Origin of the sequence: Kribbella sp. NPDC056861 (assembly GCF_040687575.1) — a bacterium.
Classification (GTDB): Bacteria; Actinomycetota; Actinomycetes; order Propionibacteriales; family Kribbellaceae; genus Kribbella.
Genome location: NZ_JBFBNQ010000006.1, coordinates 553,694 through 579,230, shown reverse-complemented (window position 1 = coordinate 579,230; position 25,537 = coordinate 553,694). Strand labels below are relative to the sequence as shown.

The window sequence follows — 25,537 nt, the reverse complement described above, 5'->3', positions numbered from 1 at the left end:
AACTCGGTAGTCCAGGTGACCCGGTCCATCGGCTGCCCCCTGCAGCAACCGATGAACCGAGCGCGGCGCCCCCCGTCCGAAGCGCCGACAGTGGTAAGTCGGTCCCGACCGGCACTTCGTCATGCGCTCGTGACCCAGATCACCTGGTGCGGCGCAAACCCCGGCGGCCGACTCGCGCCACCGCCGCCGGTGTGTCAGTTTTGGAGAGTGGATCTCACCAAGGCGTCGCTGCTGCGCGAGATGCTGACCGGGACCGAACTCGGCAGCCGGACCACCACGTTCGCCCACTCGCTGCGCAGGTTCACCACCCGGGCCGGCGGCCTGATGCTGTTCGGTCCGCCCGAGGACGAGCCCTGGCACCTCACCGCGCACCTGGACGACGAGCTGCTGCGGGCCGGGATCCGGGACATCCGCCCCTCACTGGTCCGCTGGGCGCCGCCGCCGGACGCGCCGCCGCACCTGGCGATCGGCCTCGACCGTCTCCGCGAGTCCGGCCGGGGCGAGTCGCTGCTGGTGGTCGCCGAGCAGACTCCCGCCGACTCGTTGCTGGAGCGCATCGACGACGTACGCCGCCGCGGCACGACGATCTTCAGCATCGACAACGGCAATAAGGACCTGGCGTCGCTGTCGCACGAGTCACTCGTGCCTGAGCTGCTGATCCCGAGCAGCTTCGGCACCGGCTGGGTCAGCCACCCGGTCGGTCAGGATCACGACGAGCCGGATCACGGGCGGCACGCAGTACCGGAGGAGACGCTGACAGCGCTGCGGGACGCCGTCGCCGGCTTCGAGATGACCCAGCACCTGGTCAGCCTCGCCGTCGCCGACGAGGACGCCACCCAGTCCGCAGGCTGGCGCCGCTCCCTGCGGACCTTCATCGAACGCCTCAGCGGCGAACCGAGTTAGTGTCGCCGTCAGCGAGGTAGCTCGACGCTAGCGATCCTGCAGCGCCGAGAGCAGCGGATACCGCGACTCCATCTCGTCGTCGTCATCGAAGTCGAAGTTCTCACCGACCGGCACGTCCGGAGTATCGATCCCGGCCGCCTCGACCGCCTTCCAGAAGTCACTCCGCGCGCCACCCGCAGCCCCGTAGGCATGCTCGGCCACGCCCAGCATCCCCTCCCCGTCGAACCCCTCGAACCCGTCCCCCAGGTCCTCGTCGACCACGTCAGCCAGCGAGTCCGGCCCGGCCAACGCGGCCTCCCAGACCTCCCGCCCCTGCGCGACCAGCCACCCACGGAAGTGATCGAACCCGTCATCGGAGGCACCCCCGTTGATCAGGTACGCGGCACCCCACAGCTCCCACCGATAGGACTCCGCCAGCAACCGCTCCAGCTGGACCCCGAACCCCGCGATCTCCTCCGGCGCCAACTCACCCAGCGCCTTCGTCAACGAGTCGACGACCCCATCCGGATCCGCGACCGTGTCATCCACCTCAACCCGAGCCGCCTCGACAAGCTCCCAGAACCCATCCTTGTCCACCAGGAAATCGTGGCACGAAACCCCACCTCGAAGCATCCCCCGAGGGCGGTTTTTCGAGACGATCACCAGCTGACCAGCGGGTGATCCGGGTAGGATTTGGGGTCTTCGGCCCCGAGCCGGGCGTGCTTACCGGCGTCCGCAGGGGTACGGCGGTCAGGCGACCGGCCCGGGACCGAGGCAGTGAACCAGCCGGTACTACGTATTGCCGCGAGTCGACGTCCTGACCACGAGTTCCGGGGTGAAGGTGACTCGCTGGTGTTCGTGGTCCGGGTTGGAGGACTCGTCGAGCAGCAACTCCGCAGCGGTGCGGCCCAGGAGCTGGCGGGGCTGGCGCACCGAGGTCAGCGGTACTGCGGCCGCCGCGGCGAACTCGATGTCGTCGTAGCCGACGATCGCCAGGTCTTCGGGCACCCGCAGGCCGAGGCTCACGCATTGCTGGAGCAATCCCAACGCCAGCAGGTCGTTGGCGCAGAAGGCGGCGGTCGGCCGCCGATCGGCGGGGAGTCCGGCGAGTCGTTGCCCAGCGCCCCTACCTTCGGCGACGGTCAGCGCGCCGGTCAGCACGTCCACCAGGTTGTCGGCCGGTAAGCCCGCCTTGCGCAGCGCGACCTGGGCGCCCTCGCGCCGGTCGGTGACCTGGCCGATCGTGTTCGGTCCGCCGACGAAGGCGATCCGCTCGTGCCCGAGCTCGATCAGGTGGGTGAGTGCGACCTCGCCGCCCAGGACGTCGTCGACCGCGACCGAGCAGTGCTCGCCGTCGTCGATCGCGCGGTCCACCACGACGACCGGAGTACCGCGATCGGGCAGGTTGCTGAGGCGCGGCGAGTACGGGTCGATCGGCGTGATCAGCACGCCCTGAACGCGTTGCTGCTCCAGCAGGTCCAGGTAGTTCGCCTCGCGGGTCGCGTCCTCGTTGCTGTTGCACAGGAACACCGAAAGGCCGGCCTTCTCGGCGGCCTCCTCGACGCCGCGGGCCACGTCGGTGAAGAACGGGTTACCGGCGTCGAGCATCAGGTAGGCGATGATCCGGCTGGATCCGGCGCGCAACTGTCGTGCCGACTCGTTCCGGACGAAGCCGAGCGACTCCATCGCGCTCTCGACCTTCGCGCGGGTGGTCGGGCTGACCATTTCGGGCCGGTTCAGCACGTTCGAGACCGTGCCCAGCGAGACGCCCGCGGCGGCCGCGACGTCCTTCACGCCGGCCGCTGACCGCGTCGCGCCGCCTGGCCGCAGTCGCCGGGCCTGCCGCCTCGCGCTGGGTGTGGCCTTCCGAGTCGGGTCCTTGGCGCGTCCTTGGTCGCGTCCCAACGCGGGATCCACCGGTCGGCCGGCGCCTGCTCCGGTACGCCCGGGATCCGCCGCTCGGCCCGCTCCCGCCCTCGACGGCCGAGCGGATCGACCGGTCGTGGGGCTCGGCGCGCGGGCCGGGTCCGGCGTACGGCGTGCGCGGTCCGCAGCACCACTCGGTGACACGCGGCCTCCCCGGGTTGAAACGTGATAGCTGACGAAGCGTACCCGCTTTCCTGTGGAAAACCGCAGTGTTTCCCTGCGGTTCTCCACAGACTTGCGACCAGCTCTTGACGCCCTCAGCGAGGTCCCATTACCTTCGTGCAATCTTCTTGAAACCTTTCAGCAACAGCCCGGAATCACGACCATCAGCAGCCGCCGGAGGTGAGCATGCCGACCGAAGCCCCAGTCCTGCGGGTGCGTGAGGTGTCCAAGTCGTTCGGCGCCGTCGCCGCCGTCCAGGGCGTCTCCTTCGACCTGTACGGCGGGGAGGCGCACGCGCTGGTCGGCGAGAACGGCGCCGGCAAGTCCACCATCGTGAAGATGCTGGCGGGCGTGCATCGCCCGGACGCCGGCGCTCTCGAGCTCGACGGCGCCCCGATCGAGCTGAACACCCCCGCCGACGCCAAGGCGGCCGGCATCGCGGTGATCTACCAGGAGCCCACGCTGTTCCCCGACCTGTCCGTCGCGGAGAACATCGCGATGGGCCGCCAGCCACTGGGTCGTTTCAAAACCATCGACCGGGCGGCGATGATCCAGCAGGCCGAGCGGCTCTTCCAACGGCTCGGTGTCGCCATCGAGCCGAGCCGCCCGGCGCGAGGTCTGTCGATCGCCGACCAGCAACTGGTCGAGATCGCCAAGGCCATCTCCGCCGACGCCCGGGTGGTGGTGATGGACGAGCCGACCGCGGCGCTGACCGGCGTCGAGGTGGAGCGGCTGTTCGCGGTGGCCAGGTCGCTGCGCGACGACGGCGCCGCGCTGGTCTTCATCTCGCACCGGTTCGAGGAGATCACCGCGTTGTGCGAGCGGGTCACGATCATGCGCGACGGCAAGCACGTCTCGACCGACCTGATCAGCGAGGTCAGCGTCGACGAGATGGTCCGCCGGATGGTCGGCCGCGAGCTCGGCGCGCTGTTCCCCAAACAAGAGGTGACGCCGGGCGCCGTGGTGCTAAGCGTGACCGGATTGACCCGCGACCCGGTCTTCGCCGACGTCTCCTTCGAGGTTCGCGCGGGCGAGATCGTCGCGCTGGCCGGGCTGGTCGGCTCCGGCCGGTCCGAGGTGGTGCAGTCGATCTTCGGCGTCGATCCGCGGGACGCGGGCACGGTCACAGTCGCGGGCAAGATGCTCAAGCCGGCGTCGCCGCGCGCCGCGATGGCTGCCGGGGTCGCGCTGGTCCCCGAGGACCGTCGGCAGCAGGGACTGGTGATGGAGCTGTCGATCGAGCGCAACGTGACGCTGCCCAGGTCGCGGGCGCTCTCCCAGCTCGGTTTCCTGACCGGCAGCAGTGAGCGCCGGTCGGCCAAGGAGTGGACCGAGCGACTCAAGACGAAGTACGGCCGGCTGCAGGACGAGGTCGGCACGCTGTCCGGCGGCAACCAGCAGAAGGTCGTGCTGGCCAAGTGGCTGGCGACGGCGCCGAAGCTGCTGATCGTCGACGAGCCGACCCGCGGCATCGACGTCGGCACCAAGGCCGAGGTGCACCGCTTGATGTCCAGCCTCGCCGCCGAAGGAGTCGCCGTGCTGATGGTCTCGTCGGAGCTGCCCGAGGTGCTCGGGATGGCCGACCGGGTGCTGGTGATGCGGGAGGGCCGGCTGGTGGCCGAGCTCGACCGCGAGCGGGCCACCGAGGAGTCGGTCATGTTCGCAGCGATGGGACAGGAGGCTTCGGTATGACGGCCGCGCCCACCCGCGCCAGGGACACAGCGCCGGCTCCGGCCGTCGAGGCGACCGGCGGCGGGACACCCCGGCGTTTCTCGCTCGACCTGGTCCTGCGGGCCCGCGAGCTGGGCATCGTGCTCGCGCTCGCGGCGCTGGTCGCGGTGACCGCGATCTCGAACCCCCGCTTCCTGTCCGGCCAGAGCATCCGCGACATCCTGCTCGGCACCGCGATCCTGGCCGTGCTGGCGGTCGGCCAGGCCGTGGTGGTGATCACCCGCAACATCGACCTCTCGGTCGGCTCTGTGCTCGGCCTGAGCGCCTTCGCCGTCGGCACCCTCCTGCAGAACAACCCCGGCCTGCCGGTGGTGCTCGCACTACTCATTGGTGCAGCCATCGGTGGCGTCTTCGGCGCGGTCAACGGAGTGCTCGTCCGCTACGGCAACGTCCCCGCGCTGGTGGTCACCCTCGGCACGCTGTACGTCGTTCGTGGCATCACCTACTTCTGGGCAGGCGGCCAGCAGATCAACGCCGACGAGTTGCCGCAGGGCTTCCTCGACTTCGGCAACGACACCCTGCTGGGCGTTCCGTACCTCGTCCTGATCGCCGTCCTGGTCCTGGTCGTCACCGGCCTCGTACTGCGTAACTACCGCGTCGGCCGCGAGCTCTACGCGATGGGCTCGAGTCCGCAGGCCGCGACACTGGCCGGGATCTCGGTCGGGCGTCGCACGATCGGCGCCTTCGGGGTCAGCGGTGCGCTGGCCGGTCTGGCCGGGGTGTTGTTCGCCGCTCGCTTCGGCACCATCGACGCGGCGGCCGGCACCGGCATCGAGCTGAACGTGGTCGCCGCGGTCGTGGTCGGCGGGGTCGCCGTCTTCGGCGGCAGCGGTTCGGTCTGGGGCGCCGCGCTCGGCGCGCTGCTGCTGACCACGATCGGCAGCTCGCTCGCGGTGCTGGAGATCAACCAGTTCTGGCAGCAGGCGATCGTCGGCGGGCTGATCCTGCTCGCGATCGGCGCCGACCGTCTGGTCGCCGCCCGAGTGGCCGCATCCTTGAAGAAGCGAGGCTCCCATGTCAGCTGACACCAGCATCGCCTCGAGCAGCAGCTCGGCGCCGGGCGCCGCACCGGGTGGTAGTGGCGCAGCGGGAGGTGGCGGCGCCGCCGGGTTCGCCGGGCGGTTCGCCAACTGGAACGTCGCGATCATCGTGCTGACGGTCGTGGTGCTGATCGTCGCCTCCGCGACCGTCGACAACTTCGGCACCTCGCAGAACTTCGGCTTCCTGATCCTCGACCTGCTGCCGATCGCGCTGGTCGCGCTGCCGATGACGCTGGTGATCGTGACCGGCGAGATCGACCTGTCGGTGGCCAGCACCCTCGGCCTGTCCAGCGCGGTGATGGGCTCCCTGTGGAACTCGAACCAGCCACTCGAGACGATCATCCCGCTCTGTCTGCTGCTCGGCGCCGTGCTGGGCGCGGTCAACGGGTTCTTCGTCACCGTGCTCGGCCTGCCGTCGCTGGCCGTCACGATCGGCACCCTCGCCCTGTACCGCGGCCTGGCGTTCGTCGTACTGGGTGATGGCGCGGTCGCGGACTTCCCGGTCGTCTACACCGACTGGGTCACCGGCAACCTCGCGGGTACGTCGATCCCGAACGTGCTGCTCGTCATCGTCGCGCTCGCCGTCGTCTTCGGGGTCGTGCTGCACGCGACGCCGGTCGGCCGGGCCGTCCTCGCGGTCGGCGCGAGTGAGCAGGCGGCCCGGTTCGCCGGCGTCCGCCCGGGCCGGCTCAAGTTCTGGCTGTACGTCCTGAGCGGGCTGGTCGCAGGTCTGGCCGGAGTGCTCTGGACGCTGCGCTACTCCAGCGCCCGCGCCGACAACGGCGCCGGACTCGAGCTGGCCGTGGTCGCCGCGGTCCTGCTCGGCGGCGTCTCCATCTTCGGCGGCAAGGGCGCACTGCCCGGCGTGCTCGCCGGTGTCCTCCTGCTCGCCTCGCTGCAGAACGCTCTGCGGCTGTCCGACGTCTCGAACGAAGCGCTCAACGTCGTCACCGGCGTACTGCTGATCGGCTCCGTTCTGGCTCCCAATCTTGCCAACGCCGTTCGCGGCTCGGTCCAGCGCCGCCGGCACCGGACCACTACCAATCCCCTGTAAGGCCACTTGTCCAGAAGGGACAGCTCATGTCTTTCCGCATCTCTCGCCGCCTGGCGGTACCGCTGTCGACGGTGGCCGTCGCCTCCCTCGCGCTGACCGCGTGCGGTGGCGGCACCACCAAGTCGAACACCGCGAACGAGGCGACCAACGCCCCGAGCAGCACCGGATCGGCCGCCGCCGACCCGAACGCGCCGCTCAAGGAGGGCCTGAAGATCGCCTACCTGCCCAAGCAGCTGAACAACCCGTACACCGACGTCTCGGTCGGCGGCGGCAAGGTCGCGGTCGGCGAGATCAAGGGCGAGTACAAGCTGGTCGGCCCGAACGACGCCAGCGCGTCGTCGCAGGTCAGCTACATCAACACGCTGATCCAGCAGCAGCAGGACGTGATCGTCGTCGCCGCCAACGACCCGAACGCGGTCTGCCCGTCGCTGAACCAGGCCCGCAAGGCCGGCATCAAGGTCGTCTCGTTCGACTCCGACGCCTCGAAGAACTGCCGCGACGCGTTCATCAACCAGGCCACCACCCAGGGCGTCGGCGAGAGCCTGGCGAAGATGGCGAACGAACTGGCCGGCGGCTCCGGCGAGATCGCGGTGCTGTCCGCGACGCCGAACGCGACCAACCAGAACGCCTGGATCGAGGTCCTGAAGACTGAGCTGAAGAAGCCGGAGAACGCCAAGCTCAAGCTGGTCAAGGTTGCCTACGGCAACGACGATGACCAGAAGTCGTTCACCGAGGCGCAGGGCCTGCTGCAGTCCTTCCCGAACCTCAAGGTGATCGTGTCGCCGACCACGGTCGGGATCGCCGCCGCCTCGCGGTACGTGAGCGCCTCGTCGTACAAGGGCAAGGTCGCCATCACCGGGCTCGGGCTGCCGAACCAGATGCGGCAGTACGTCAAGGACGGCACGGTGAAGAAGTTCGCCCTGTGGAACCCGGCCGACATCGGCTACCTGGCCGCCTACGCCGGCGCCGCGCTGAAGTCCGGTCAGATCACCGGCGCCGAAGGGGAGAAGTTCAAGGCCGGCAAGCTCGGCGACTACACCGTCGGCGCGGCCGGCGAGATCGTCCTCGGCCCCCCGACCGAGTTCACCGCGGCCAACATCGACCAGTTCAACTTCTGAGCCTGCCGAGACTCCTCGTGAACCGCTACTGCTTCTGCCTCCAGGTCCGGCCGGACCGGTTGGACGAGTACGTCGAACGCCACCGCGACGTGTGGCCCGACATGCAGGCCGCGCTGCGTGACAGCGGCTGGCACAACTACTCGCTCTTCCTCCGCGACGACGGCCTGCTGGTCGGGTACGTCGAGGCCGACGACCTGGAGGCGGCGCAGCAGGCGATGGCGGCGACCGAGGTGAACACCCGCTGGCAGGCGGAGATGACTGAGTTCTTCACCGGAATCAACGGGCGGCCGCCGGACCAGGCGTTCGTGCTGCTGCCCGAGATCTTCCACCTGACCCCGAGTACCGAGGACTGATATGAGCAACGTGACCGATGCACTGAGCCGTCAGGAGATCGAGCTGCCCTCGTGGGCGTTCGGCAACTCGGGGACCAGGTTCAAGGTGTTCAGCCAGCCCGGCGTCCCGCGGACGCCGGAGGAGAAGATCGCCGACGCGGCCGTCGTGCACAAGTTCACCGGGGCGGCGCCGAGCGTCGCGCTGCACATCCCGTGGGACAAGGTCGACGACTACGCCGCGCTGGGCACCTTCGCCAAGGAGCAGGGCGTCCGGCTCGGCGCGATCAACAGCAACGTCTTCCAGGACGACGACTACAAGCTGGGCAGCGTCACCAACCCGGATCCGCGGATCCGCCGGAAGGCGACCGACCACCTGCTCGAGTGCATCGACATCATGGACGCCACCGGCTCGCGAGACCTGAAGCTGTGGTTCTCCGACGGCACCAACTACCCCGGCCAGGACGACCTGTGGGATCGGCAGGACCGGCTGGCGGTGGCGCTCAGGGAGGTCTACGACCGGCTCGGCGACGACCAGCGGATGCTGCTCGAGTACAAGCTGTTCGAGCCGGCCTTCTATGCGACCGACGTGCCCGACTGGGGTACGTCGTACGCGCACTGCCTGGAGCTCGGGCCGAAGGCCGCGGTCTGCATCGACACCGGTCACCACGCGCCGGGGACCAACATCGAGTTCATCGTGGCGTTCCTGCTCCGGGCCAAGAAGCTCGGCGCGTTCGACTTCAACAGCCGGTTCTACGCCGACGACGACCTGATGGTGGGCGCGGCCGACCCGTTCCAGCTGTTCCGGATCATGAACGAGATCGTCCGCGGCGACGCGCTCGACCCTGATCGCGGGATCGCCTTCATGCTCGACCAGTGCCACAACATCGAGGCGAAGATCCCGGCCATCATCCGCTCGGTGATGAACGTCCAGGAGGCCACCGCGAAGGCGCTGCTGGTCGACCGCGACGCACTCCGCAAGGCCCAGCAGGACGGTGACGTGCTGGCCGCGAACGCCGCGATCATGGACGCCTTCAACACCGACGTCCGTCCGCTGCTCGCCGACCTGCGTGCCTCGCAAGGCCTCGACCCCGACCCGGTCGCCGCCTACCACCGCAGTGGCTACTTCGAACAGATCACCAAGGACCGAGCCGACGGCCAGCAGGCCGGATGGGGAGCATGACAGTGAGCGACACCGCAGCCGAGCTTGTTGCCAGAAGCAACAGACTGGGTGCTGATCCGCGCAACACCAACTACGCGGGCGGCAACACGTCCGCGAAGGGCACGGCCACCGACCCGGTGACCCAGCAGCCCGTCGATCTCGTCTGGGTCAAGGGTTCTGGTGGTGACCTCGGCACGCTCACCGCCACCGGTCTCGCAGTACTGCGTCAAGATCGCCTGAACGCTCTCGTCGACGTCTACCCGGGCGTGGACCGCGAGGACGAGATGGTCGCGGCCTTCGACTACTGCCTGCACGGCAAGGGTGGCGCGGCACCGTCGATCGACACCGCGATGCACGGCCTGGTCGACGCTCCGCACGTCGATCACCTGCATCCCGACTCGGGGATCGCGCTGGCCACCGCAGCCGACGGCGAGAAGCTCACCGCGGAATGCTTCGGCGACCGGGTGGTCTGGGTGCCGTGGCGCCGGCCCGGGTTCCAGCTCGGGCTGGACATCGCCCAGGTGAAGAAGGACAACCCGCAGGCGATCGGCGTCATTCTCGGCGGCCACGGCATCACCGCCTGGGGCGACACTTCCGCCGAGTGCGAGGCAAACTCGCTCGACATCATCCGCACCGCGGAGCGCTTCCTGGCCGAGCACGGCAAGCCGGAGCCGTTCGGCAGCGTAGTACCGGGGTTCGAGGCGTTGCCTGAGGCGGAGCGGCGGGCGCGCGCAGCTGCACTGGCACCGGTGATTCGTGGGCTGGCGTCGACGGACAACCCGCAGGTCGGGCACTACAACGACTCCGACGTCGTGCTGGAGTTCACCGCTCGGGAGCGGCTGGCGGAGCTGGCCGCGCTGGGCACGTCCTGCCCGGATCACTTCCTCCGGACCAAGGTTCGCCCGCTCGTGCTGGACCTGCCGCCGGCAGCGCCTCTCGACGAGGCCGTGACCAGGCTGCGGGAGCTGCACCTCGCCTATCGCGAGGACTACGCGGCGTACTACGACCGGCACGCGACGCCTGACAGCCCGCCGATGCGCGGTGCCGACCCGGCGATCGTGCTGGTCCCCGGGGTCGGCATGTTCAGCTTCGGCAAGGACAAGCAGACCGCCCGGGTCGCCGGCGAGTTCTACGTCAATGCGATCAACGTGATGCGCGGCGCCGAGGCGGTCTCGACCTACTCGCCGATCGACGAGAGCGAGAAGTTCCGGATCGAGTACTGGGCGCTGGAGGAGGCCAAGCTGCAGCGGATGCCGAAGCCGAAGCCGCTCGCCACCCGGGTGGCCTTCGTGACCGGCGCCGGCTCCGGCATCGGCAAGGCGATCGCTCAGCGGCTGGCCGCCGAGGGTGCCTGCGTCGTCGTCGCCGACCTCGACCTGGCTGCTGCTGAGGCAGTCGCCAAGGAGATCGGTACTACGGACCAAGCGGTGGCCGTCGGCGCGGACGTGTCGGACGGCGCCGCGGTGGAGGAGGCGATGCGGCAGGCCGTGCTCGCCTTCGGAGGCGTCGACCTGATCGTCAACAACGCTGGTCTGTCGATCTCGAAGCCGCTGCTGGAGACCACCGAGAAGGACTGGGACCTGCAGCACGACGTGATGGCGAAGGGGTCCTTCCTGGTCTGCCGCGCCGCCGCGAAGGTGCTGATCGACCAGGCCATCGGCGGCGACATCGTCTACATCTCCAGCAAGAACGCGGTCTTCGCCGGTCCCAACAACGTCGCGTACGGCGCGGCCAAGGCTGACCAGGCGCACCAGGTCAGGTTGCTCGCGGCCGAGCTGGGTGAGTTCGGGATCCGCGTCAACGGGGTGAACCCCGATGGTGTGGTTCGCGGTTCCGGGATCTTCGCCAAGGGCTGGGGCGCGCAACGCGCCGCGGTGTACGGCGTACCGGAGTCGGAGCTGGGTGCCTTCTACGCGCAGCGCACGTTGCTCAAGCGCGAGGTGCTGCCGGAGCACGTGGCCGCAGCCGTCTTCGCTCTCGCCGCCGGGGATCTGTCCCAGACGACCGGCCTGCACGTTCCCGTCGATGCCGGCGTCGCCGCCGCGTTCCTGCGCTAGGAGAGTTCGCCATGTGGAGCAGTGATCCGAGCCGATCGGTGGACGGGCACGGCGTACTGCCGTGGGTCGAACCACGGAAGACGCGGATCGGCCTGGTCGCGGGTGGGCTCGGCGCGTACTGGCCGCAGTTCCCCGAGCTGCTGCCACAGCTGCAGGCCTCGGCGCGGCGAGTGTCGGAGCGGTTCTCCGCGCTCGACTGCGAGGTGATCGATGTCGGCTTCATCTCGGATGCCACCGAAGGCGCTGCGGCAGCCGAGAAGCTCAGGCTCGCGGACTGCGACCTGATCGTCGGCTTCCTCACCACCTACATGACTGCCTCGATGCTCGTCCCGATCGCGCAGCGCAGTGGGGCGCCGGTGCTGCTGCTCAACCTGCAGCCCACGGAGTCGATGGATCACGCGTCGTTCGACACCGGCGCCTGGCTCGCGTACTGCGGCGCCTGCCCGCTGCCGGAGATGGCGAATGCCTTCGAGCGGTGCGGGATCGACTTCCGCTCGGTCTCCGGGTACGTCGAGGACGAGCGTGCCTGGGCGCGGATCGAGCGGTGGCTCAAGGCGGCGGGAGTGCGGGCCGCGTTGCGTCATGGCCGGCACGGTCTGCTCGGGCATCTCTACCCCGGCATGATGGACGTGATCACCGACCCGACGCTGGTCTCCGCGCAGCTCGGTGGGCACGTCGAGATCCTGGAGATCGACGACCTGCGGGTGCGGGTCGAGAAGGTCACCGAAGCCGAGACCGACGAGCGGATGAAGGTCGCCCGGGAGGTCTTCACGCTGGACGACTCGGTGATCGAGGACGACTTCCGCTGGGGCGCGACCGTGTCGGTGGCGCTGGACCGGTTGGTCGAGGACTTCCAGCTCGACACCTTGGCCTACTACCACCGTGGGCTCGACGGCGAGACGCACGAACGGGTCGCCGCAGGGATGATCCTGGGCGCATCGTTGCTCACGGCAAGGGGTATTCCGGCCGCGGGGGAGTACGAGCTGCGGACGTCGCTGGCGATGCTGGTGATGGACAAGCTGGGCGGCGGAGGTTCGTTCACCGAGCTGCAGGCGCTGAACTTCCACGACAACGTGGTCGAGATGGGGCACGACGGCCCGGCCCACTTGGCGATCAGCGCTGCCAAGCCCTTGCTGCGTGGGCTCGGGGTCTATCACGGCAAGCGCGGTTGGGGTGTGTCGGTTGAGTTCGATGTGAAGCACGGCCCGGTCACCGCGCTGGGGCTCGGTCAGCTGCGCGACGGCTCGTTCCGCCTGATCGCCTCCGAGGGCGAGGTAGTCCCGGGTCCGCTGCTCCAGATCGGCAACACCACCTCCCGCGTCGACTTCGGCTGCGACCCCGGCGAGTGGACCGATGCCTGGTCCGCCTCCGGAATCGCCCACCACTGGGCCCTCGGCACAGGGCACCGTGTCGAGGAACTGAAGGCCGTCGCCGACCTGCTCCACCTCGACCTCCGCATCGTGAAGGTCTGAGGAGCCACCCATGGGCGTGAACCTCGCAGCAGTAGACCTCGGCGCCTCCAGCGGCCGAGTCATGCTGGCTCACGTCGACGCCGCCACCGGCCGCCTGGACCTGACCGAGGCCCACCGCTTCTGGAACGGCGCAGTCCGGGTAGGCGACACCCTCCACTGGGACATCCTCGCCCTGTACCGCCAAATGCTGGTCGGCCTCTCAAAAGTCTCTGCCGTTGACGGTGTGGGGATCGACTCGTGGGCTGTCGACTACGGGCTGCTCGACGCCGACGGCAAGTTGCTCGGCAACCCTGTGCACTACCGCGACGCCAGGACGAACGGCGTGATGGAGCGGGTCCTCAAGTCCATCTCCGCCGACGAGTTGTACGCCGCGACCGGGCTGCAGCAGTTGCCGTTCAACACGATCTACCAACTGGCCGCCGAGCAGCGACTCGGGCAGGCGGCGACGTTGCTGATGATCCCCGACCTGCTCGGCTATTGGCTGACCGGCCAACAAGGAGCCGAGGCGACCAACGCGTCCACCACCCAGCTGTACGACGTACGCGCCCGCGGGTGGAGCGAGAGTCTTGCCCAGCGGATCGGCGTACCGGGTGGGTTGTTGCCGGAGATTCGCGAGGCTGGGCAGGTGATCGGGGCGTTGCTGCCGGCGGTTGCCGAGGAGACCGGGCTTGATCCGGCGACACCGGTGATCGCGGTCGGTTCGCACGACACCGCCTCGTCGGTGGTCGCGGTGCCGGCGGAGGCGGGGGAGCGGTTCGCCTACATTTCGTCGGGGACGTGGTCGCTGGTCGGGCTGGAGCTCGACGAGCCGGTGCTGACCGCCGAGGCGCAAGCGGCGAATTTCACGAACGAAGGGGGTGTCGACGGCCGGATCAGGTTCCTGCGGAACGTGATGGGGCTGTGGATTCTGCAGGAGTGCCTGCGGGTCTGGGGGGACGAGGATTTGCCCGGGCTGCTGCGCGAAGCGGCCGCGGCGCCGGCCTTCGCTGTGCTGATCGATCCGGACGATCCGAGTTTTCTTGCCCCAGGTAACATGCCGGGCCGGATCGAGGAGTACTGCGCCCGCTCCGGACAGGACGCGCCGCGATCGCGGGCAGCCGTCGCCCGGTGTGTGCTGGAGAGTCTCGCGCTGGCGTACCGCCGGACGTTGCGGCTGGCCCAGGACGTGGCCGGCCGGGAGATCGACGTTGTGCACGTGATCGGCGGTGGTTCGCAGAACGAGTTGCTGTGCCAGCTGACCGCGGACGCCTGCGGCCTGCCGGTATTGGCCGGACCGGTCGAAGCGTCCGCGCTCGGCAACGTGCTGGTGCAGGCCCGAGCACTCGGCGAACCGCTGCCCGACCTGACCGCGATGCGCGCACTGGTCCGCGCGACCCACGAGTTGCGGAGCTACCAGCCGCAAGGAAAACCGGCCGACTGGGACGCCGCCGAGTCCCGGGTGTTCGGAACAAGGTGATCCGATGACCATTCTCCAGAACGACGCCCACGCCCCGGAGAACCGCCCCCAACCGCACCACCCTCCAGAACCCCACCTCCGCGACGTGACCCGCACCCCCCAACCCCTCGACCCCCGCCACATCGACCACACCCGCGCCCCCCAGATCCGCGAACTCCCCGCTCGCGACCCCCAACCCCACAACCACCAACCCCGAGACCTCTCCCCCCGCGACACCCTGACTCGAGAACTGCCGACGCGGGCTACCACGCCCCGGGACACCCCGGTCCGGGAGCTGCCAGCACGAGCTGCCACGCCCTGGGACGCCCCGTCTCGGGAACTACCGCCTCGGGACACGCTGACCCGGGAGGCGTTCGCTCGAGAGGCTCACGCTCGGGAGATACGGGAGGCCCGAGGACGAGAGTCGCTCGGCCGCGACCTGACCTCCCGAGGCAGCCCCGCCTACGACCCAGCCGTCCACGTCGCCAGCGGGCGAGATCCGCTGGCTCGGGAGTCGGCGGCCCACGGCGTCAGCGGGCGGGATCCGCTGGTTCGTGAGGCTGGAGCGCGTGAGGCGCTGCTTCGCGAGGCACCAACTGGTGAGGTGCTTGAGCGAGACAGCCTTACGGGAGCTGCCATGTCCGACCAACTGCTCGGCCAGGATGTGCGAGCCAGGGAGGCGCTGGTGCGAACCGGCCGGGGAGCGCATCGCGAGATCAGCCACGACGACCTGCAACTGCTCCGACTGCTCGCCACCGGTCTCCCCCTGGATTCCGTGGCCCGCCGCCTGGATCTGTCCGAACGCACCGTACGCCGGCGCACCCGCGCCGCCTGTGACCGTCTCGGCTTCGGCACCGCCGTAGAAGCCATCGTCTGGGCCGCCCGCCGCGGCCTCCTCTAACACTTTTCGTCTATCGCCTCCGGCCTGTAGAGGGCCGGCAGGCCCGTGTCTGCTGCCCACCTTGGCTTACCCCGGCGCCCGCCTCTACCGAGTGCCGTGCTCCCACTGAAGATCCGCCGCATCTCCCTGAGGAGTCCGTCCAGATGTCTCTCCGCTTAAGAATCGGCAGCCTGCTGGCTGCTGCCGTCCTACTCACGCCACTCCTGCCAGCGACCGCCGCACCAACCGCGGCGACCGCGACCACAGCAGTGGCCAAGCTCAAGACCAACAGCCTCACCAACCCCCTCGGCATCGCGCCCGGCGCACCCCGCCTGAGCTGGCAGCTCGACAGCTCTCGGCGCGGCACCACCCAGACGAAGTACGAGGTGCACGTCGCTTCGGCCGCTGACAAGACCTCCACCCCGGACGTATGGAACAGCGGTGTCGTCAGCTCCGACCGCTCCGTCGACGTCCCGTACGCCGGACCCGCCCTGACGCCCTACACCCAGTACTTCTGGAGCGTCCGCGTCTGGGACGACACCGGTACTGCGTCCGCCTGGTCGCCTGCCGCCACCTTCGAGACGGCCAACCTGAAGCCGGCCGACTGGCAAGGTGACTGGATCGGCGCCGACAGCCAGCCTGGCGCGGAGTGGACCGACTACACGATCGATGCCGACCTCACGCTGACCAGGGACGCCGTCGGTGTCTTCTTCCGTGGTCGCGGTGGCAACGGCTACATGTGGCAGCTCAACCAGGAGAACGACGCCCGTCCGACCCTGCGGCCGCACGTGAAGCTCGCCACCGGCTACAACCTGCTCGGCGAGATCCCGCTCAGCGGCGTCAACCTGAAGCAGCGCAACCACCTCAAGATCACCATCGCGGGCACCACGATCACGACCTGGATCAACAACACCCAGGTCGACCAACGGACCCGCTCCGACCACAACGCCCCTGGCGTCGTCGGATTCCGCACCAACGGCGTCGAGGCCGGCGTCATCCACACCCTCAAGGTCACCAACTCGGCCGGCAAGAGCCTGATCGACACCACCTTCCCGGCCGGCGACCAGACCTTCCCCGAAGGCACTGTCCTCGCCGCGGGTGGTCTGGACGTCAAGGGCACCAGCGACCTCTGGCTGCCCGGCAAGGCGATCCCGGTCTTCCGCAAGAGCATCACGCTGCCGAAGACCAAGAAGGTCGCCAAGGCCCGGATGTACGCCGCGGCCCAGGGCATCTACGAGCTCAACCTGAACGGTCAGAAGGTCGGCGACCAGGAGCTCGCTCCCGGCTGGACCGACTACGCGCACCGGATCCAGTCGCAGAGCTACGACGTCACCAAGCTGATCGCCAAGGGCGCCAACACGATCGGCGCCGAGCTCGCCTCGGGCTGGTTCGCCGGCAACGTGGCGATGTTCGGTTCGAACAAGTACGGCAGCGAGACTGCTCTCTCCGCGCAGCTTCGGGTCACCTACACCGACGGCAGCACCGGCACCTTCGCCACCGACTCGACCTGGGAGACCGCGCCGGGCGCGGTACGGGCTGCTGATCTGCTCAGCGGCGAGACCTACGACGCACGCCGTACGCCGACCGACTGGTCGCCGGTCCAGGTCCGGACCAGCGCCACCGCCAAGCTGGCCCAGCAGACGGACCAGCCGGTCCGAGTCACCGAGGAGCTGCAGGCCAAGGCGATCGCATCGCCGACCCCCGGCGTCTACCTCTACGACCTCGGCCAGAACATGGTCGGCGTCGGCAAGTTCCAGCTCACTGGCACGCCTGGCCAGACCGTCAAGATCCGGTACGGCGAGGTGCTCAACCCCGACGGCACCCTCTACACGGACAACCTGCGCAGCGCGAAGGCCACCGACCGCTACACGTTCGCCACCAGCGGCCCCGAGACCTACCAGCCGCGTTTCACCTTCCACGGCTTCCGGTACGTCGAACTGAGCGGCCTGCCCACCGCCCCGCCGGCCAGCGCAGTCACCGGCGTGGTGATGGGCACCGACGGCGCCAAGACCAGCAGCTTCATCACCAACTCACCGCTGGTCAACAAGCTGCACAACAACATCGTCTGGGGCCAGCGCGGCAACTTCCTCTCGATCCCGACCGACACCCCGGCGCGGGACGAGCGGATGGGCTGGACGGGTGACATCAACGTCTTCGCCCGCACGGCCGTCTACAACCTGGACTCGCAGGCATTCCTCACCAAGTGGCTGCAGGACCTGCGCGACAGCCAGGGCGCGAACGGTGCCTACGCCAGCGTCGCGCCGACCGTCCCGAACTCGTTCGACGGCGGTCTCGGCAACGCGGGCTGGGCCGACGCGGGCGTCAACGTCCCGTGGACGCTCTGGCAGGCGTACGGCGACACCTCGGTCATCACCCAGCACTACGACTCGATGCGCCGGTACGTCGACTACCTGGTCGCCAGCTCCAACGGGCTCATCCGCGGCGGCGGCGACTACGGCGACTGGCTGAACCTCGACGACCCGACCCCGGGCGACCTGATCGGCACGTCGTTCATCGCCAAGGGTTCCCGGCAGCTGAGCCAGATGGCCGCCGCGATCGGCAACACGGCGGACGCCGCGAAGTACCAGAAGGTCTACGAGGACACCCGGGCTGCGTTCGCCGCGCGCTTCGTGCAGGCGGACGGCAAGATCGGCGCGGACAGCCAGACCGGCTACATCCTCGCCTTCACCAGCGACCTGGTCCCGGCGGACAAGGTCGACGCGGCCGGCAAGCACTTCGCCAACACGATCCTGCGGCGCGACACCCACCTGTCGACCGGCTTCCTGGGCGTGGACGGGCTGCTGCCGGTGCTCACCAAGATCGGCCGTTCCGACCTGGCCTACAAGCTGCTGCAGAACACCTCGTACCCGTCCTGGGGTTACGAGATCGGCAAGGGCGCGACCACGATCTGGGAGCGCTGGAACTCGATCAACCCGGACGGCACCTTCAACGACGTCGGGATGAACTCCTTCAACCACTACGCGTACGGCGCTGTCGGCGAGTGGATGTATCGCACGCTGGCCGGCGTCTCGGCCGCCGAGCCGGGCTACCGCAAGGCGGTCATCGCACCGACGCCTGGCAACGGGATCGACTCGTCCGACTACCGCTACCAGACCCCGTACGGCGAGATCGCCAGCCGCTGGAAGGGGACTGCCGACTACGGACTCACGCTCGATGTGACCGTGCCGGCCAACACCACGGCGACGGTCCGGCTCCCTGCTCCGAACGTCGCCGCGATCACCGAGAGCGGTGGTGCGCTCGGTACCGCGGACCACGTGAGCGATGTCGTCGACGAGGGCTCGACGGTCGCCATGACCGTTGCCTCGGGCACCTATAAGTTCGTGGTCGCGCCGGCCCCGATCCGGTTGACCGCTGCCATCACCCCGGCCTCCGGTGAGCCGGGCACGACCGCCACTGTGTCGGCCGTCATCAAGAACCGCTCCACCGCACCGGTCACGGGCCAGCTCGAGCTGACCGTGCCGGACGGCTGGACCGCACCGGCGACCCAGCCCGTGACGCTGGCGGCCGGGGCGCAGACCACGGTCACCACGCGCCTCGCAGTACCGGTTGACTCGAATGCTGCTCCGGCGGTGTTCGGGGTGAAGTTCCTCGATGCCGTCACACCGCCGCTCAGCTTCACGGTGACGCAGTCGCTGGAGCCGGCCAACGCGATCGACTACGTGGATCTCGGCGTGACGGCGTCCGAAACGGCGCACTCACTCGCGGCCGCGCCCTCGTCGGGGACGACGATGGAGAGCGGCCGGACCAGGCGGTACGCCGGGATGTTCGTGCCCGGTGCCTGGTTCGAGTTCAACGTCGGGATCAAGACCGGGCAACCGTTCGTGCTGCGGCTGGTCGAGACCTTCGACAAGGCGCAGGTGAAGGACTACGAGGTGCTGGTCAACGGCAAGGTGGTCAAGCACCGGGTGATCAACAAGTCGGGCGCCGGGCTGGAGACCTACCAGTTCGCCGTTGACGAGCCGGCGCTGCTGACCGGCCCGACCGTTCGGGTGCGGATCCAGCACAACGCGACCGCCGCGGGCTACGACCCGTCGATCGCCGACGTCTGGTCGCTGCCGCTGCCGTAACCGTCAGATCAGGTAGCGGAACTCGGCACTGTCGGGTTTGATCCGTTCGATGTCGAGAGGGGCCGCCTCCATCCGGTCGAGCAGACCGGTGAGGTCAGTGGGGCGGCCTATCTCGATCCCGACCAGCGCGACGCCGGTCTCCCGGTTGTTGCGCTTCACGTACTCGAAGAGCGTGACGTCGTCGTCGGGCCCGAGGACGCCGTCGAGGAACTGCCGCAAGGCACCCGGCTCCTGCGGGAAGGTCACCAGGAAGTAGTGCTTGAGTCCCTTGTGGACGAGTGAGCGCTCCAGGATCTCGCCGTACCGGCTGACGTCGTTGTTGCCGCCCGAGAGCAAGCAGACGACTGTCTGGCCCGGCTTGACCTCGACGCCATTGCCCAGCGAAGCCGCGGCAAGGGCGCCGGCCGGCTCGGCGATCAGCCCGTCCGTTTGGTAGAGCTCGAGCATCTCCGAGCAGACCAGGCCCTCGGGGACGGACGTCATCTCCACCCCGGCGGCCGAGACCAATGGCAGCGTCACATCACCGACGCGGCGGACTGCAGCGCCATCCACAAAGCTGTCCAGGTGAGGCAGGGTGACCGGCTCGCCAGCAGCCAATGCGGCCGCCATACTCGCCGCCCCAGCAGGCTCCACCCCAACCACCCGTACTCCGGGGTACCGCTGCGCGAGCCAGGTCGCGACCCCGGCGATCAGCCCGCCGCCGCCGACCGGCACCACCAGTACGTCGGGGGCCTGGCCGAGCTGCTCGACCAGCTCGATCGCCACCGTGCCCTGTCCTGCAACGGTTCTGGGATCGTCGAAAGCGGGGACCAGCGTCGCGCCGGTCTCGGCCGCCCAGGCGAGCGCGGCAGCGGCGGCATCGTCGTAGGTGTCGCCGGTCACGATCACCTCGATCTGATCACCACCCAGGGCGGCGATCCGGTCGCGCTTCTGGCGCGGCGTAGTACGGGGAACGTAGACGCGGCCCTGGACACCGAGGATGTGGCACGAGTAGGCCAGGCCCTGGCCGTGGTTGCCGGCGCTCGCGCACACCACGCCGGCCTTCTTCGAGGTGTCGTCGAGCTGGGCGATCAGGTTGTAGGCGCCGCGCAGCTTGTAGGAACGGCCGATCTGCAGGTCCTCGCGCTTCAGCCAGACGTCGGCGCCGGTGCGTGCGGAGAGTCGCAGGTTGCGCTGCAGCGGAGTACGGACCGCGACCCCGTCGAGCCGCTCGACCGCGGCCTCGATCTGCTCTGCCTCAACCATGCTTGAAGCAACTGAATGACTCGCCTGCATGACGTTCCTTCCCGTGCATCTGCACGTTCTTCAGCGATTTGCTCGCTGCACAAGACACGCTACGTCCAGAGTTCGGACGGTCGGACACCGTTGCGCAACAGGTCCTTTATTTATGCGTGAAACAGCTCCGGCCTGGGCAGTCTAGTTCTCATACGCTCACTCGGTGTAACGGCCAGGGGTCTGGACGGGATCAGCCGAGTTACCGGTCAACGGGGACTGGAGGGCAACGAATGGAATCGATTCCGTTCAGTCTGTGGGGAGATGCGTTGTGGTGTGGGCAGGAGGTCGTGCGGGAGGCTCCGCATGAGCAGGCGATCCGTCGGCTGTTTCCTGACCCGATCCCGGCGCGTGGCGCAGACCTGGACACCACCGCGGACCTGGTCCCGGAACCGCGGAACCGCTTCGACCCACGCTCGATCGCAGTTCGAGTCCAGGGGAGTGTGGTCGGCTACCTGCCGAGGGACGATGCGCACCGGTACCACCCGGTGTTGACGGAGCTGGTGGCACAGGGCCTGCAACCGCAGGTCCCGTGCCATTTGTGGGTCAGTGAATGGGAACCCGCCGATTGGGAGGGCAAGGGCGATCAAGGCACCGAGTTCCACGCCAGCGTCGCCGTCGCCCTGGGCCAGCCACACATGCTGGTCCCGGTGAACCTGCCACCACCCGGGAGCTACCACTTGCTGCCACCGGGCAGCGGGATCGTGGTACCGGGTAGTGAGGTCCATCCGGACGTACTCACACCGTTCTTCCGGCCGGAAGGCGAGTGCTGGGCGTACGGGACGATGCACGCGATCGAGGAGGAGGACGGGTTCCAGGACCGGCACCGGATGGTGGTGGAGATCAGGCTGGACGACGAACCCGTCGGCCGGCTGAGTCCGCGCCTGAGCGCCGAGTTCCTGCCCGCGGTCCACTACCTCGCGGACATGCGCGCCGAGACCGCCGTACGAGTCGCCGTCCGCGGTGACCGGACAGCATCGGAGGTGATTTTGTATGCGGCTCGGAGTCATGACCTGCCGGCGACCTGGCCGGACGGTCTGACCCGGTCTCCAGTGGCATCTCCGCCGTGGCACTACTGGGTCGGTAAAGAAGCGAACTGATTCCGAGGCGGCCGCGCAGTACTCACCAAAAAGGTGGTGGCGGGTACTGCGGGGCTACCGAGGGAATCTGGCTACAGCTTCTGACTCAGTGCCTGGAAGATCTCGTCGTGGGCGCCCGGAAGGTCGTCGTGGCCGAGGTCCGGGTAGGTGTGCAACTGCTTGGGCCCGGTCAGCTTGTTGTAGACCGCGTACTGCGTCGACGGCGGGCAGGTCTGGTCTTCCAGGCCGACGTAGAGGGTGACCTCGGCCTGCACGCGCCCCGCAAGGTGCTGCAGGTCGATGTACCCGAGCGTCGTGAACACCTCCTGCTCGCGCAGGTGCCTGGGATCGCGCTTCTTGAACCAGGTGGTGATCTCGTCGTACGGGCCCTTGTCCAGGTTGAGCTGCCAGGCGCGCTGGTAGTCGGTCAGGAACGGGTAGACGCTGGCCGTGTACTTGACCGTCGGCGTCAACGCGGCGCAGACCAGGCTGAGCCCGCCGCCCTGGCTCCAGCCGGTGGTGCCGATCCGGGTCGCGTCGACCTCTGGCAGCGCGCCGATGATGTCCGCGAGCCGGCGGGTGTCCAGGAAGACGTGCCGGTAGAGCAGCGTCTCGGGGCCACCGTCCAGGCCCTCCACCAGGTGGTTGCGCAGCGAGAAGCTGTTGGGCTGCTGGGAGTCGCTGCGGAACGCCACCTGCTCGCGGACATCCAGGGCAGCCACGGTGAACCCGCGTGCGGCGTACGGGAGCAGGTCGACCCAGTTGGGCTGCTCCCCGCCGTACCCGTGGAACATCAGCACGGCCGGGCCTTCGGCGTTGTGCGGGCGGAGCACCTTCGCGTGCACGCGGTAGCCGCCGGTGCCGGTGAAGTAGAGATGCTCGGCCTTCGCGAACGGCAGCGGGAAGTCGGTCGCCTCGGCGAACTCGACCTCCGGCTCGGTCCCGCCCAGCTCGGCCAGCGCCTTCTCCCAGAACTGGTCGAAATCGGCCGGCCGCGGGTTGGTCCCTTGGTAGCTGAGCAGTTCCTCGGACGACATCTCGAACGACAACACGGTCTGCGGACTCCCCTTGGTCAGATCTTGGTCAGCTCAAACGAATGACCCTCATTCTGCGGGGTCGGCCGGCTCGGCGGCGGTGCCGTCCCAGATCGTGTAACCGTTGGCCTTGTTCAGCCGCTCGCGGAGGTCGTTCTCGAGCTTGTCCACCTGGGCGGGGGCCAGCCACTGCACCGGGATCAGCACCGAGTGCTCCTCCTGCTTGGTCCGCAGCACGACCGCCTCACCTTGGGTGGTCGTCGTGCGCCCGACCTCGGTGATGTCGGTCCAGGCGGTCCGCAGACCTCGCACCTGGACGTCGTCGGAGCCCAGCTTGAGCAGCACCGGCGGGCGGAGCAGGATCCACAGGCCGGCCAGCAGGATCAGCCCGCCCAGCGCGCCGAACACGGCGACCCCGGCCGTCGGCACGCCGATGCCCCAGAACAGCACGGCCACCCCGAGCAGGATCAACCCAGTGGCCGGAATCCCGAGAAACCGGCCGGACCGCATCCGGTACGTCGTACGCATCGTCCCAGGATCTCAACCGCTTCCGCGGATACCGCAGGCGGGTGCTGCTGCCGCCCCCGTAAGCCGTGTCGCCGGGGTGCTGGGTGGCAGCGGGTGAGCTGGGTCAGCAGCTACGCCGCACCACCCGCGGGGCGCAGTACCGGCGTACGGGTTATTTGCCGGTTTGGCTCGGGTCGTAGGCGCAGGCGTCGTTCAGGTTCTGCGGCTGGCCGGCCGGCGGCTTCGAGGTGGTGGCGCTCGGCTTCTTGGTCGGCTTCTTCGTCGGCGAGGTGCTCGGCTTGCTGGACGGCGTCGACGCGACCGGCTTGCTCTTCGGCGCGATCGCGGCCTTGACCAGCTCGCGCATCGCCTCGTAGTTCGGGCGCTGACCGGTCGGGAAGTTCTTCGACTTGTCCAGATCGACGTTGGCGACGTTCGCGTTCTTCACCTTGAGGCCGAGCTCGATGAACGCCGGCAGGATCTCCTGCGGGATGTCGGTGCGCAGCAGCTGCTTGCCGGCGGCGGCGATCTGCTTGTAGCTCGTCACCAGCGCGGCCGGGTTCGCGCTGTTCACCAGCGCGTGGATCGTGCAGCGCTGCCGCTCCTGCCGGGACGGGTCGCTCAGTCCGTAGCGGCCGCGAGCGAACCAGAGCGCGTCGTGACCGTTCAGCTTCTGGTCCGGGCCGGGCTGCAGGTAGCCGGACGGCAGCTTGTGCCCGTTGGCACCCGGACCGGCGCCGTAGTCGCCACCGATCGGCACCTTGTAGTTGATGTTGACGGTGATCCCGCCGAGGGCGTCGATGATCTGCTCGAAGCCCTTGAGGTTGACCTGCATGTAGTAGTCGATGTCGAGGCCGAGCGCCGCGCCCGCGGACAGCTTGAGCACGTCCGCACCCATGTTGTCGGTGGCGCCCAGCAGCCCCGGGTACTTCTTCGGGATGTTGTCGTACATCGAGTCCAGGTAGTACTCCGGCTGCTCGGCCGGTCCGTTCGGGTCGTAGTACCCGTCCGGGAACTTCGCGTGCAGCGGCGAGTCCTCGGGGAATGGCATCCGCATCCAGTTGCGGCTGAGCGAGATCAGCGCGGTGTCACCGGTCTTGGTGTCGATACTCGCGACGATCACGGTGTCCGTGCGGGTGCCCTCGCGGCCGACCCCGTCGTCGGCGCCGAGCAGCACCAGGTTGAGCCGGGGGGTCTTCGCCCACGGGTCCTCTTTGTCGACCTGCGGCCGGGTGGCGCTCTTGGAGTCCTTCTCGGACTTGAAGACGCCGCCGACCAGGTCGCGCTGGGCCATCACGGTCTGCGCCGCGAACGTGGTCGGCACCGCGATACCGAAGCAGAGCAGCCCGACGAACGCCGACCCGGTGAACCGGCCGACCTGGGTCAGGCTGATCGGCCGGAGCAGCTTGTGCGAGGAGACCACGATGCAGATCCAGAGCAGGCCGACCACCAGCACCGCGCCGGTCGCCAGCAGCAGCCGGCTCGGGTCAACCGCCAGCTCGACGACCGAGTCACGCTGGGTCAGCCCGATGAACGCGGCGAGCAGCAGCAGACCGAAGTACAGGGTCATCACGAACGCGCCGAGCTTCTTGCGCCCACCGAGCACGAACCCGAGCCCCGGGATCAGCGCGCTGACCAGGGTCAGGCCGATCGCCTTGGAGACGGACCGAGTGCGGTAGGCACGCTGAGCGCGCTGACGGGTTCGGGTGGCGCGAGGCGCGGACCTACGTCCAGTTGCGCGAGTACTCCGCGTCATGGCTCCGTTCCCTGATCGACGACGTGGCGGCGTGCGGGACCGTCAGACTAAATGGTCCCCGGTACATCAGACGCCGACACGGCCTCCTTGGTTGACGTCACGTTACGACCCCCGTCGATTCCGCCAGGTTACAGGGGACCGAAACCCACCCCCAAGACGACCGCCTCCCCGGCCGACCACCCCGCTTTGCTGCCGAGCAGGTTGTCCCTATAGTCTTGGCCGTCGTCGCATCGCAGTGAGATGCGACAGAGGAGGCGTCGCCTAGTCCGGTTTATGGCGCCCGCCTGCTAAGCGGGTTGAGGGTAATCCCCTCTCGGGGGTTCAAATCCCCCCGCCTCCGCAGTAAACGAGAGCCGCCACGCCGCAAGGCGCTGGCGGCTCTCGCTGTTCGCGGGGTGCTTGGTGTGGGGGATGGTGAGCTGGGGCTCGCGCCCCGTAGTACTGGCTGGGCCTGCACCCCGTAGTACTGGCTGGGCCTGCACCCCGCAGTACTGGCTGGGCCTGCACCCCGCAGTACCGGCTGGGCCTGCACCCCGCAGTACTGGCTGGGCCT

The 25,537-nt window shown here is 68.7% G+C and carries 19 protein-coding genes and 1 tRNA gene; 14 read left to right on the top strand and 6 right to left on the bottom strand.

What is annotated here, in order from left to right; translation table 11 throughout:
• Nucleotides 1-207 precede the first annotated feature (207 nt).
• Nucleotides 208-903 carry a hypothetical protein gene (locus AB0P21_RS30860; protein ID WP_363700959.1) on the top strand — a complete coding sequence of 232 codons (696 nt, stop codon included), beginning with the start codon at nt 208-210 and terminating at the stop codon, nt 901-903.
• Between the two features lie 27 nt (nt 904-930).
• Here AB0P21_RS30860 and AB0P21_RS30855 read toward each other — a convergent pair whose 3' ends face one another.
• Entirely contained in the window at nt 931-1,479 is a 549-nt protein-coding gene (locus AB0P21_RS30855) for a DUF4240 domain-containing protein (RefSeq protein ID WP_363700957.1), read from the bottom strand.
• A gap of 195 nt (nt 1,480-1,674) precedes the next feature.
• Nucleotides 1,675-2,787 (bottom strand): LacI family DNA-binding transcriptional regulator, encoded by a 1,113-nt coding sequence (locus AB0P21_RS30850; RefSeq protein WP_363700955.1) that lies wholly within the window; start codon nt 2,785-2,787, stop codon nt 1,675-1,677.
• A gap of 369 nt (nt 2,788-3,156) precedes the next feature.
• Here AB0P21_RS30850 and AB0P21_RS30845 point away from each other — a divergent pair, with 369 nt between their 5' ends.
• From AB0P21_RS30845 to AB0P21_RS30795, 11 genes are all read left to right on the top strand, one after another.
• Nucleotides 3,157-4,662, top strand: coding sequence for a sugar ABC transporter ATP-binding protein (locus AB0P21_RS30845; protein WP_363700953.1), 1,506 nt, complete (start codon nt 3,157-3,159; stop codon nt 4,660-4,662).
• Nucleotides 4,659-5,726, top strand: coding sequence for an ABC transporter permease (locus tag AB0P21_RS30840; protein WP_363700951.1), 1,068 nt, complete (start codon nt 4,659-4,661; stop codon nt 5,724-5,726). Before AB0P21_RS30845 ends, AB0P21_RS30840 begins: the two co-directional genes overlap by 4 nt.
• Nucleotides 5,716-6,795 carry an ABC transporter permease gene (locus AB0P21_RS30835; RefSeq protein WP_363700950.1) on the top strand — a complete coding sequence of 360 codons (1,080 nt, stop codon included), beginning with the start codon at nt 5,716-5,718 and terminating at the stop codon, nt 6,793-6,795. Before AB0P21_RS30840 ends, AB0P21_RS30835 begins: the two co-directional genes overlap by 11 nt.
• A 26-nt stretch (nt 6,796-6,821) precedes the next feature.
• Nucleotides 6,822-7,913, top strand: a complete 1,092-nt coding sequence (gene rhaS, locus AB0P21_RS30830) for a rhamnose ABC transporter substrate-binding protein (RefSeq protein WP_363700948.1) — start codon at nt 6,822-6,824, stop codon at nt 7,911-7,913.
• 17 nt (nt 7,914-7,930) lie between these two features.
• Nucleotides 7,931-8,266 (top strand): L-rhamnose mutarotase, encoded by a 336-nt coding sequence (locus AB0P21_RS30825; RefSeq protein WP_363700946.1) that lies wholly within the window; start codon nt 7,931-7,933, stop codon nt 8,264-8,266.
• Between the two features lies 1 nt (nt 8,267).
• Nucleotides 8,268-9,425 (top strand): L-rhamnose isomerase, encoded by a 1,158-nt coding sequence (gene rhaI / locus AB0P21_RS30820; RefSeq protein WP_363700944.1) that lies wholly within the window; start codon nt 8,268-8,270, stop codon nt 9,423-9,425.
• Nucleotides 9,422-11,461, top strand: a complete 2,040-nt coding sequence (locus AB0P21_RS30815; RefSeq protein ID WP_363700942.1) for a bifunctional aldolase/short-chain dehydrogenase — start codon at nt 9,422-9,424, stop codon at nt 11,459-11,461. Before rhaI ends, AB0P21_RS30815 begins: the two co-directional genes overlap by 4 nt.
• 11 nt (nt 11,462-11,472) lie before the next feature.
• Nucleotides 11,473-12,933 carry an L-fucose/L-arabinose isomerase family protein gene (locus tag AB0P21_RS30810; RefSeq protein ID WP_363700940.1) on the top strand — a complete coding sequence of 487 codons (1,461 nt, stop codon included), beginning with the start codon at nt 11,473-11,475 and terminating at the stop codon, nt 12,931-12,933.
• 10 nt (nt 12,934-12,943) lie between these two features.
• Nucleotides 12,944-14,389, top strand: a complete 1,446-nt coding sequence (locus AB0P21_RS30805; RefSeq protein ID WP_363700938.1) for a rhamnulokinase family protein — start codon at nt 12,944-12,946, stop codon at nt 14,387-14,389.
• 616 nt (nt 14,390-15,005) lie between these two features.
• Entirely contained in the window at nt 15,006-15,269 is a 264-nt protein-coding gene (locus tag AB0P21_RS30800) for a LuxR C-terminal-related transcriptional regulator (RefSeq protein WP_363700936.1), read from the top strand.
• Nucleotides 15,270-15,412: 143 nt separating this feature from the next.
• Nucleotides 15,413-19,336 (top strand): family 78 glycoside hydrolase catalytic domain, encoded by a 3,924-nt coding sequence (locus AB0P21_RS30795; protein WP_363700934.1) that lies wholly within the window; start codon nt 15,413-15,415, stop codon nt 19,334-19,336.
• A 3-nt stretch (nt 19,337-19,339) separates the two neighbouring features.
• Here the strand turns inward: AB0P21_RS30795 and ilvA are convergent, their stop codons facing one another.
• Nucleotides 19,340-20,581 carry a threonine ammonia-lyase IlvA gene (gene ilvA, locus AB0P21_RS30790; RefSeq protein ID WP_363700932.1) on the bottom strand — a complete coding sequence of 414 codons (1,242 nt, stop codon included), beginning with the start codon at nt 20,579-20,581 and terminating at the stop codon, nt 19,340-19,342.
• A 260-nt stretch (nt 20,582-20,841) separates the two neighbouring features.
• Between ilvA and AB0P21_RS30785 the strand changes: the two genes are divergently transcribed.
• A complete protein-coding gene (locus AB0P21_RS30785) occupies nt 20,842-21,708 on the top strand; it encodes a hypothetical protein (protein WP_363700931.1) in 867 nt (288 codons plus the stop codon).
• 71 nt (nt 21,709-21,779) lie between these two features.
• On the opposite strand, the gene AB0P21_RS30780 is transcribed toward AB0P21_RS30785, so the two are convergent.
• The 3 genes from AB0P21_RS30780 to AB0P21_RS30770 all read right to left on the bottom strand — a co-directional run bounded on the left by AB0P21_RS30780 (nt 21,780) and on the right by AB0P21_RS30770 (nt 24,984).
• Nucleotides 21,780-22,739, bottom strand: a complete 960-nt coding sequence (locus AB0P21_RS30780) for an acetylxylan esterase (protein ID WP_363700929.1) — start codon at nt 22,737-22,739, stop codon at nt 21,780-21,782.
• Nucleotides 22,740-22,790: 51 nt separating this feature from the next.
• Entirely contained in the window at nt 22,791-23,249 is a 459-nt protein-coding gene (locus AB0P21_RS30775; protein ID WP_363700927.1) for a hypothetical protein, read from the bottom strand.
• 151 nt (nt 23,250-23,400) lie between these two features.
• Nucleotides 23,401-24,984 (bottom strand): LCP family protein, encoded by a 1,584-nt coding sequence (locus AB0P21_RS30770; RefSeq protein WP_363700925.1) that lies wholly within the window; start codon nt 24,982-24,984, stop codon nt 23,401-23,403.
• Between the two features lie 250 nt (nt 24,985-25,234).
• Between AB0P21_RS30770 and AB0P21_RS30765 the strand changes: the two genes are divergently transcribed.
• A tRNA-Ser gene (locus tag AB0P21_RS30765) sits at nt 25,235-25,324 on the top strand.
• Nucleotides 25,325-25,537: the final 213 nt, after the last annotated feature.

Excerpts from the sequence above, each read along its gene's own strand:
- AB0P21_RS30810 (WP_363700940.1), top strand. The coding sequence starts at position 11,473 with ATGTGGAGCAGTGATCCGAGCCGATCGGTGGACGGGCACGGCGTACTG.
- ilvA (WP_363700932.1), bottom strand. The coding sequence starts at position 20,581 with ATGGTTGAGGCAGAGCAGATCGAGGCCGCGGTCGAGCGGCTCGACGGG.
- rhaI (WP_363700944.1), top strand. The coding sequence starts at position 8,268 with ATGAGCAACGTGACCGATGCACTGAGCCGTCAGGAGATCGAGCTGCCC.
- AB0P21_RS30835 (WP_363700950.1), top strand. The coding sequence starts at position 5,716 with ATGTCAGCTGACACCAGCATCGCCTCGAGCAGCAGCTCGGCGCCGGGC.
- AB0P21_RS30785 (WP_363700931.1), top strand. The coding sequence starts at position 20,842 with ATGGAATCGATTCCGTTCAGTCTGTGGGGAGATGCGTTGTGGTGTGGG.
- AB0P21_RS30795 (WP_363700934.1), top strand. The coding sequence starts at position 15,413 with ATGTCTCTCCGCTTAAGAATCGGCAGCCTGCTGGCTGCTGCCGTCCTA.
- rhaS (WP_363700948.1), top strand. The coding sequence starts at position 6,822 with ATGTCTTTCCGCATCTCTCGCCGCCTGGCGGTACCGCTGTCGACGGTG.
- AB0P21_RS30805 (WP_363700938.1), top strand. The coding sequence starts at position 12,944 with ATGGGCGTGAACCTCGCAGCAGTAGACCTCGGCGCCTCCAGCGGCCGA.
- AB0P21_RS30845 (WP_363700953.1), top strand. The coding sequence starts at position 3,157 with ATGCCGACCGAAGCCCCAGTCCTGCGGGTGCGTGAGGTGTCCAAGTCG.
- AB0P21_RS30770 (WP_363700925.1), bottom strand. The coding sequence starts at position 24,984 with ATGACGCGGAGTACTCGCGCAACTGGACGTAGGTCCGCGCCTCGCGCC.
- AB0P21_RS30840 (WP_363700951.1), top strand. The coding sequence starts at position 4,659 with ATGACGGCCGCGCCCACCCGCGCCAGGGACACAGCGCCGGCTCCGGCC.
- AB0P21_RS30775 (WP_363700927.1), bottom strand. The coding sequence starts at position 23,249 with ATGCGTACGACGTACCGGATGCGGTCCGGCCGGTTTCTCGGGATTCCG.
- AB0P21_RS30815 (WP_363700942.1), top strand. The coding sequence starts at position 9,422 with ATGACAGTGAGCGACACCGCAGCCGAGCTTGTTGCCAGAAGCAACAGA.
- AB0P21_RS30800 (WP_363700936.1), top strand. The coding sequence starts at position 15,006 with ATGTCCGACCAACTGCTCGGCCAGGATGTGCGAGCCAGGGAGGCGCTG.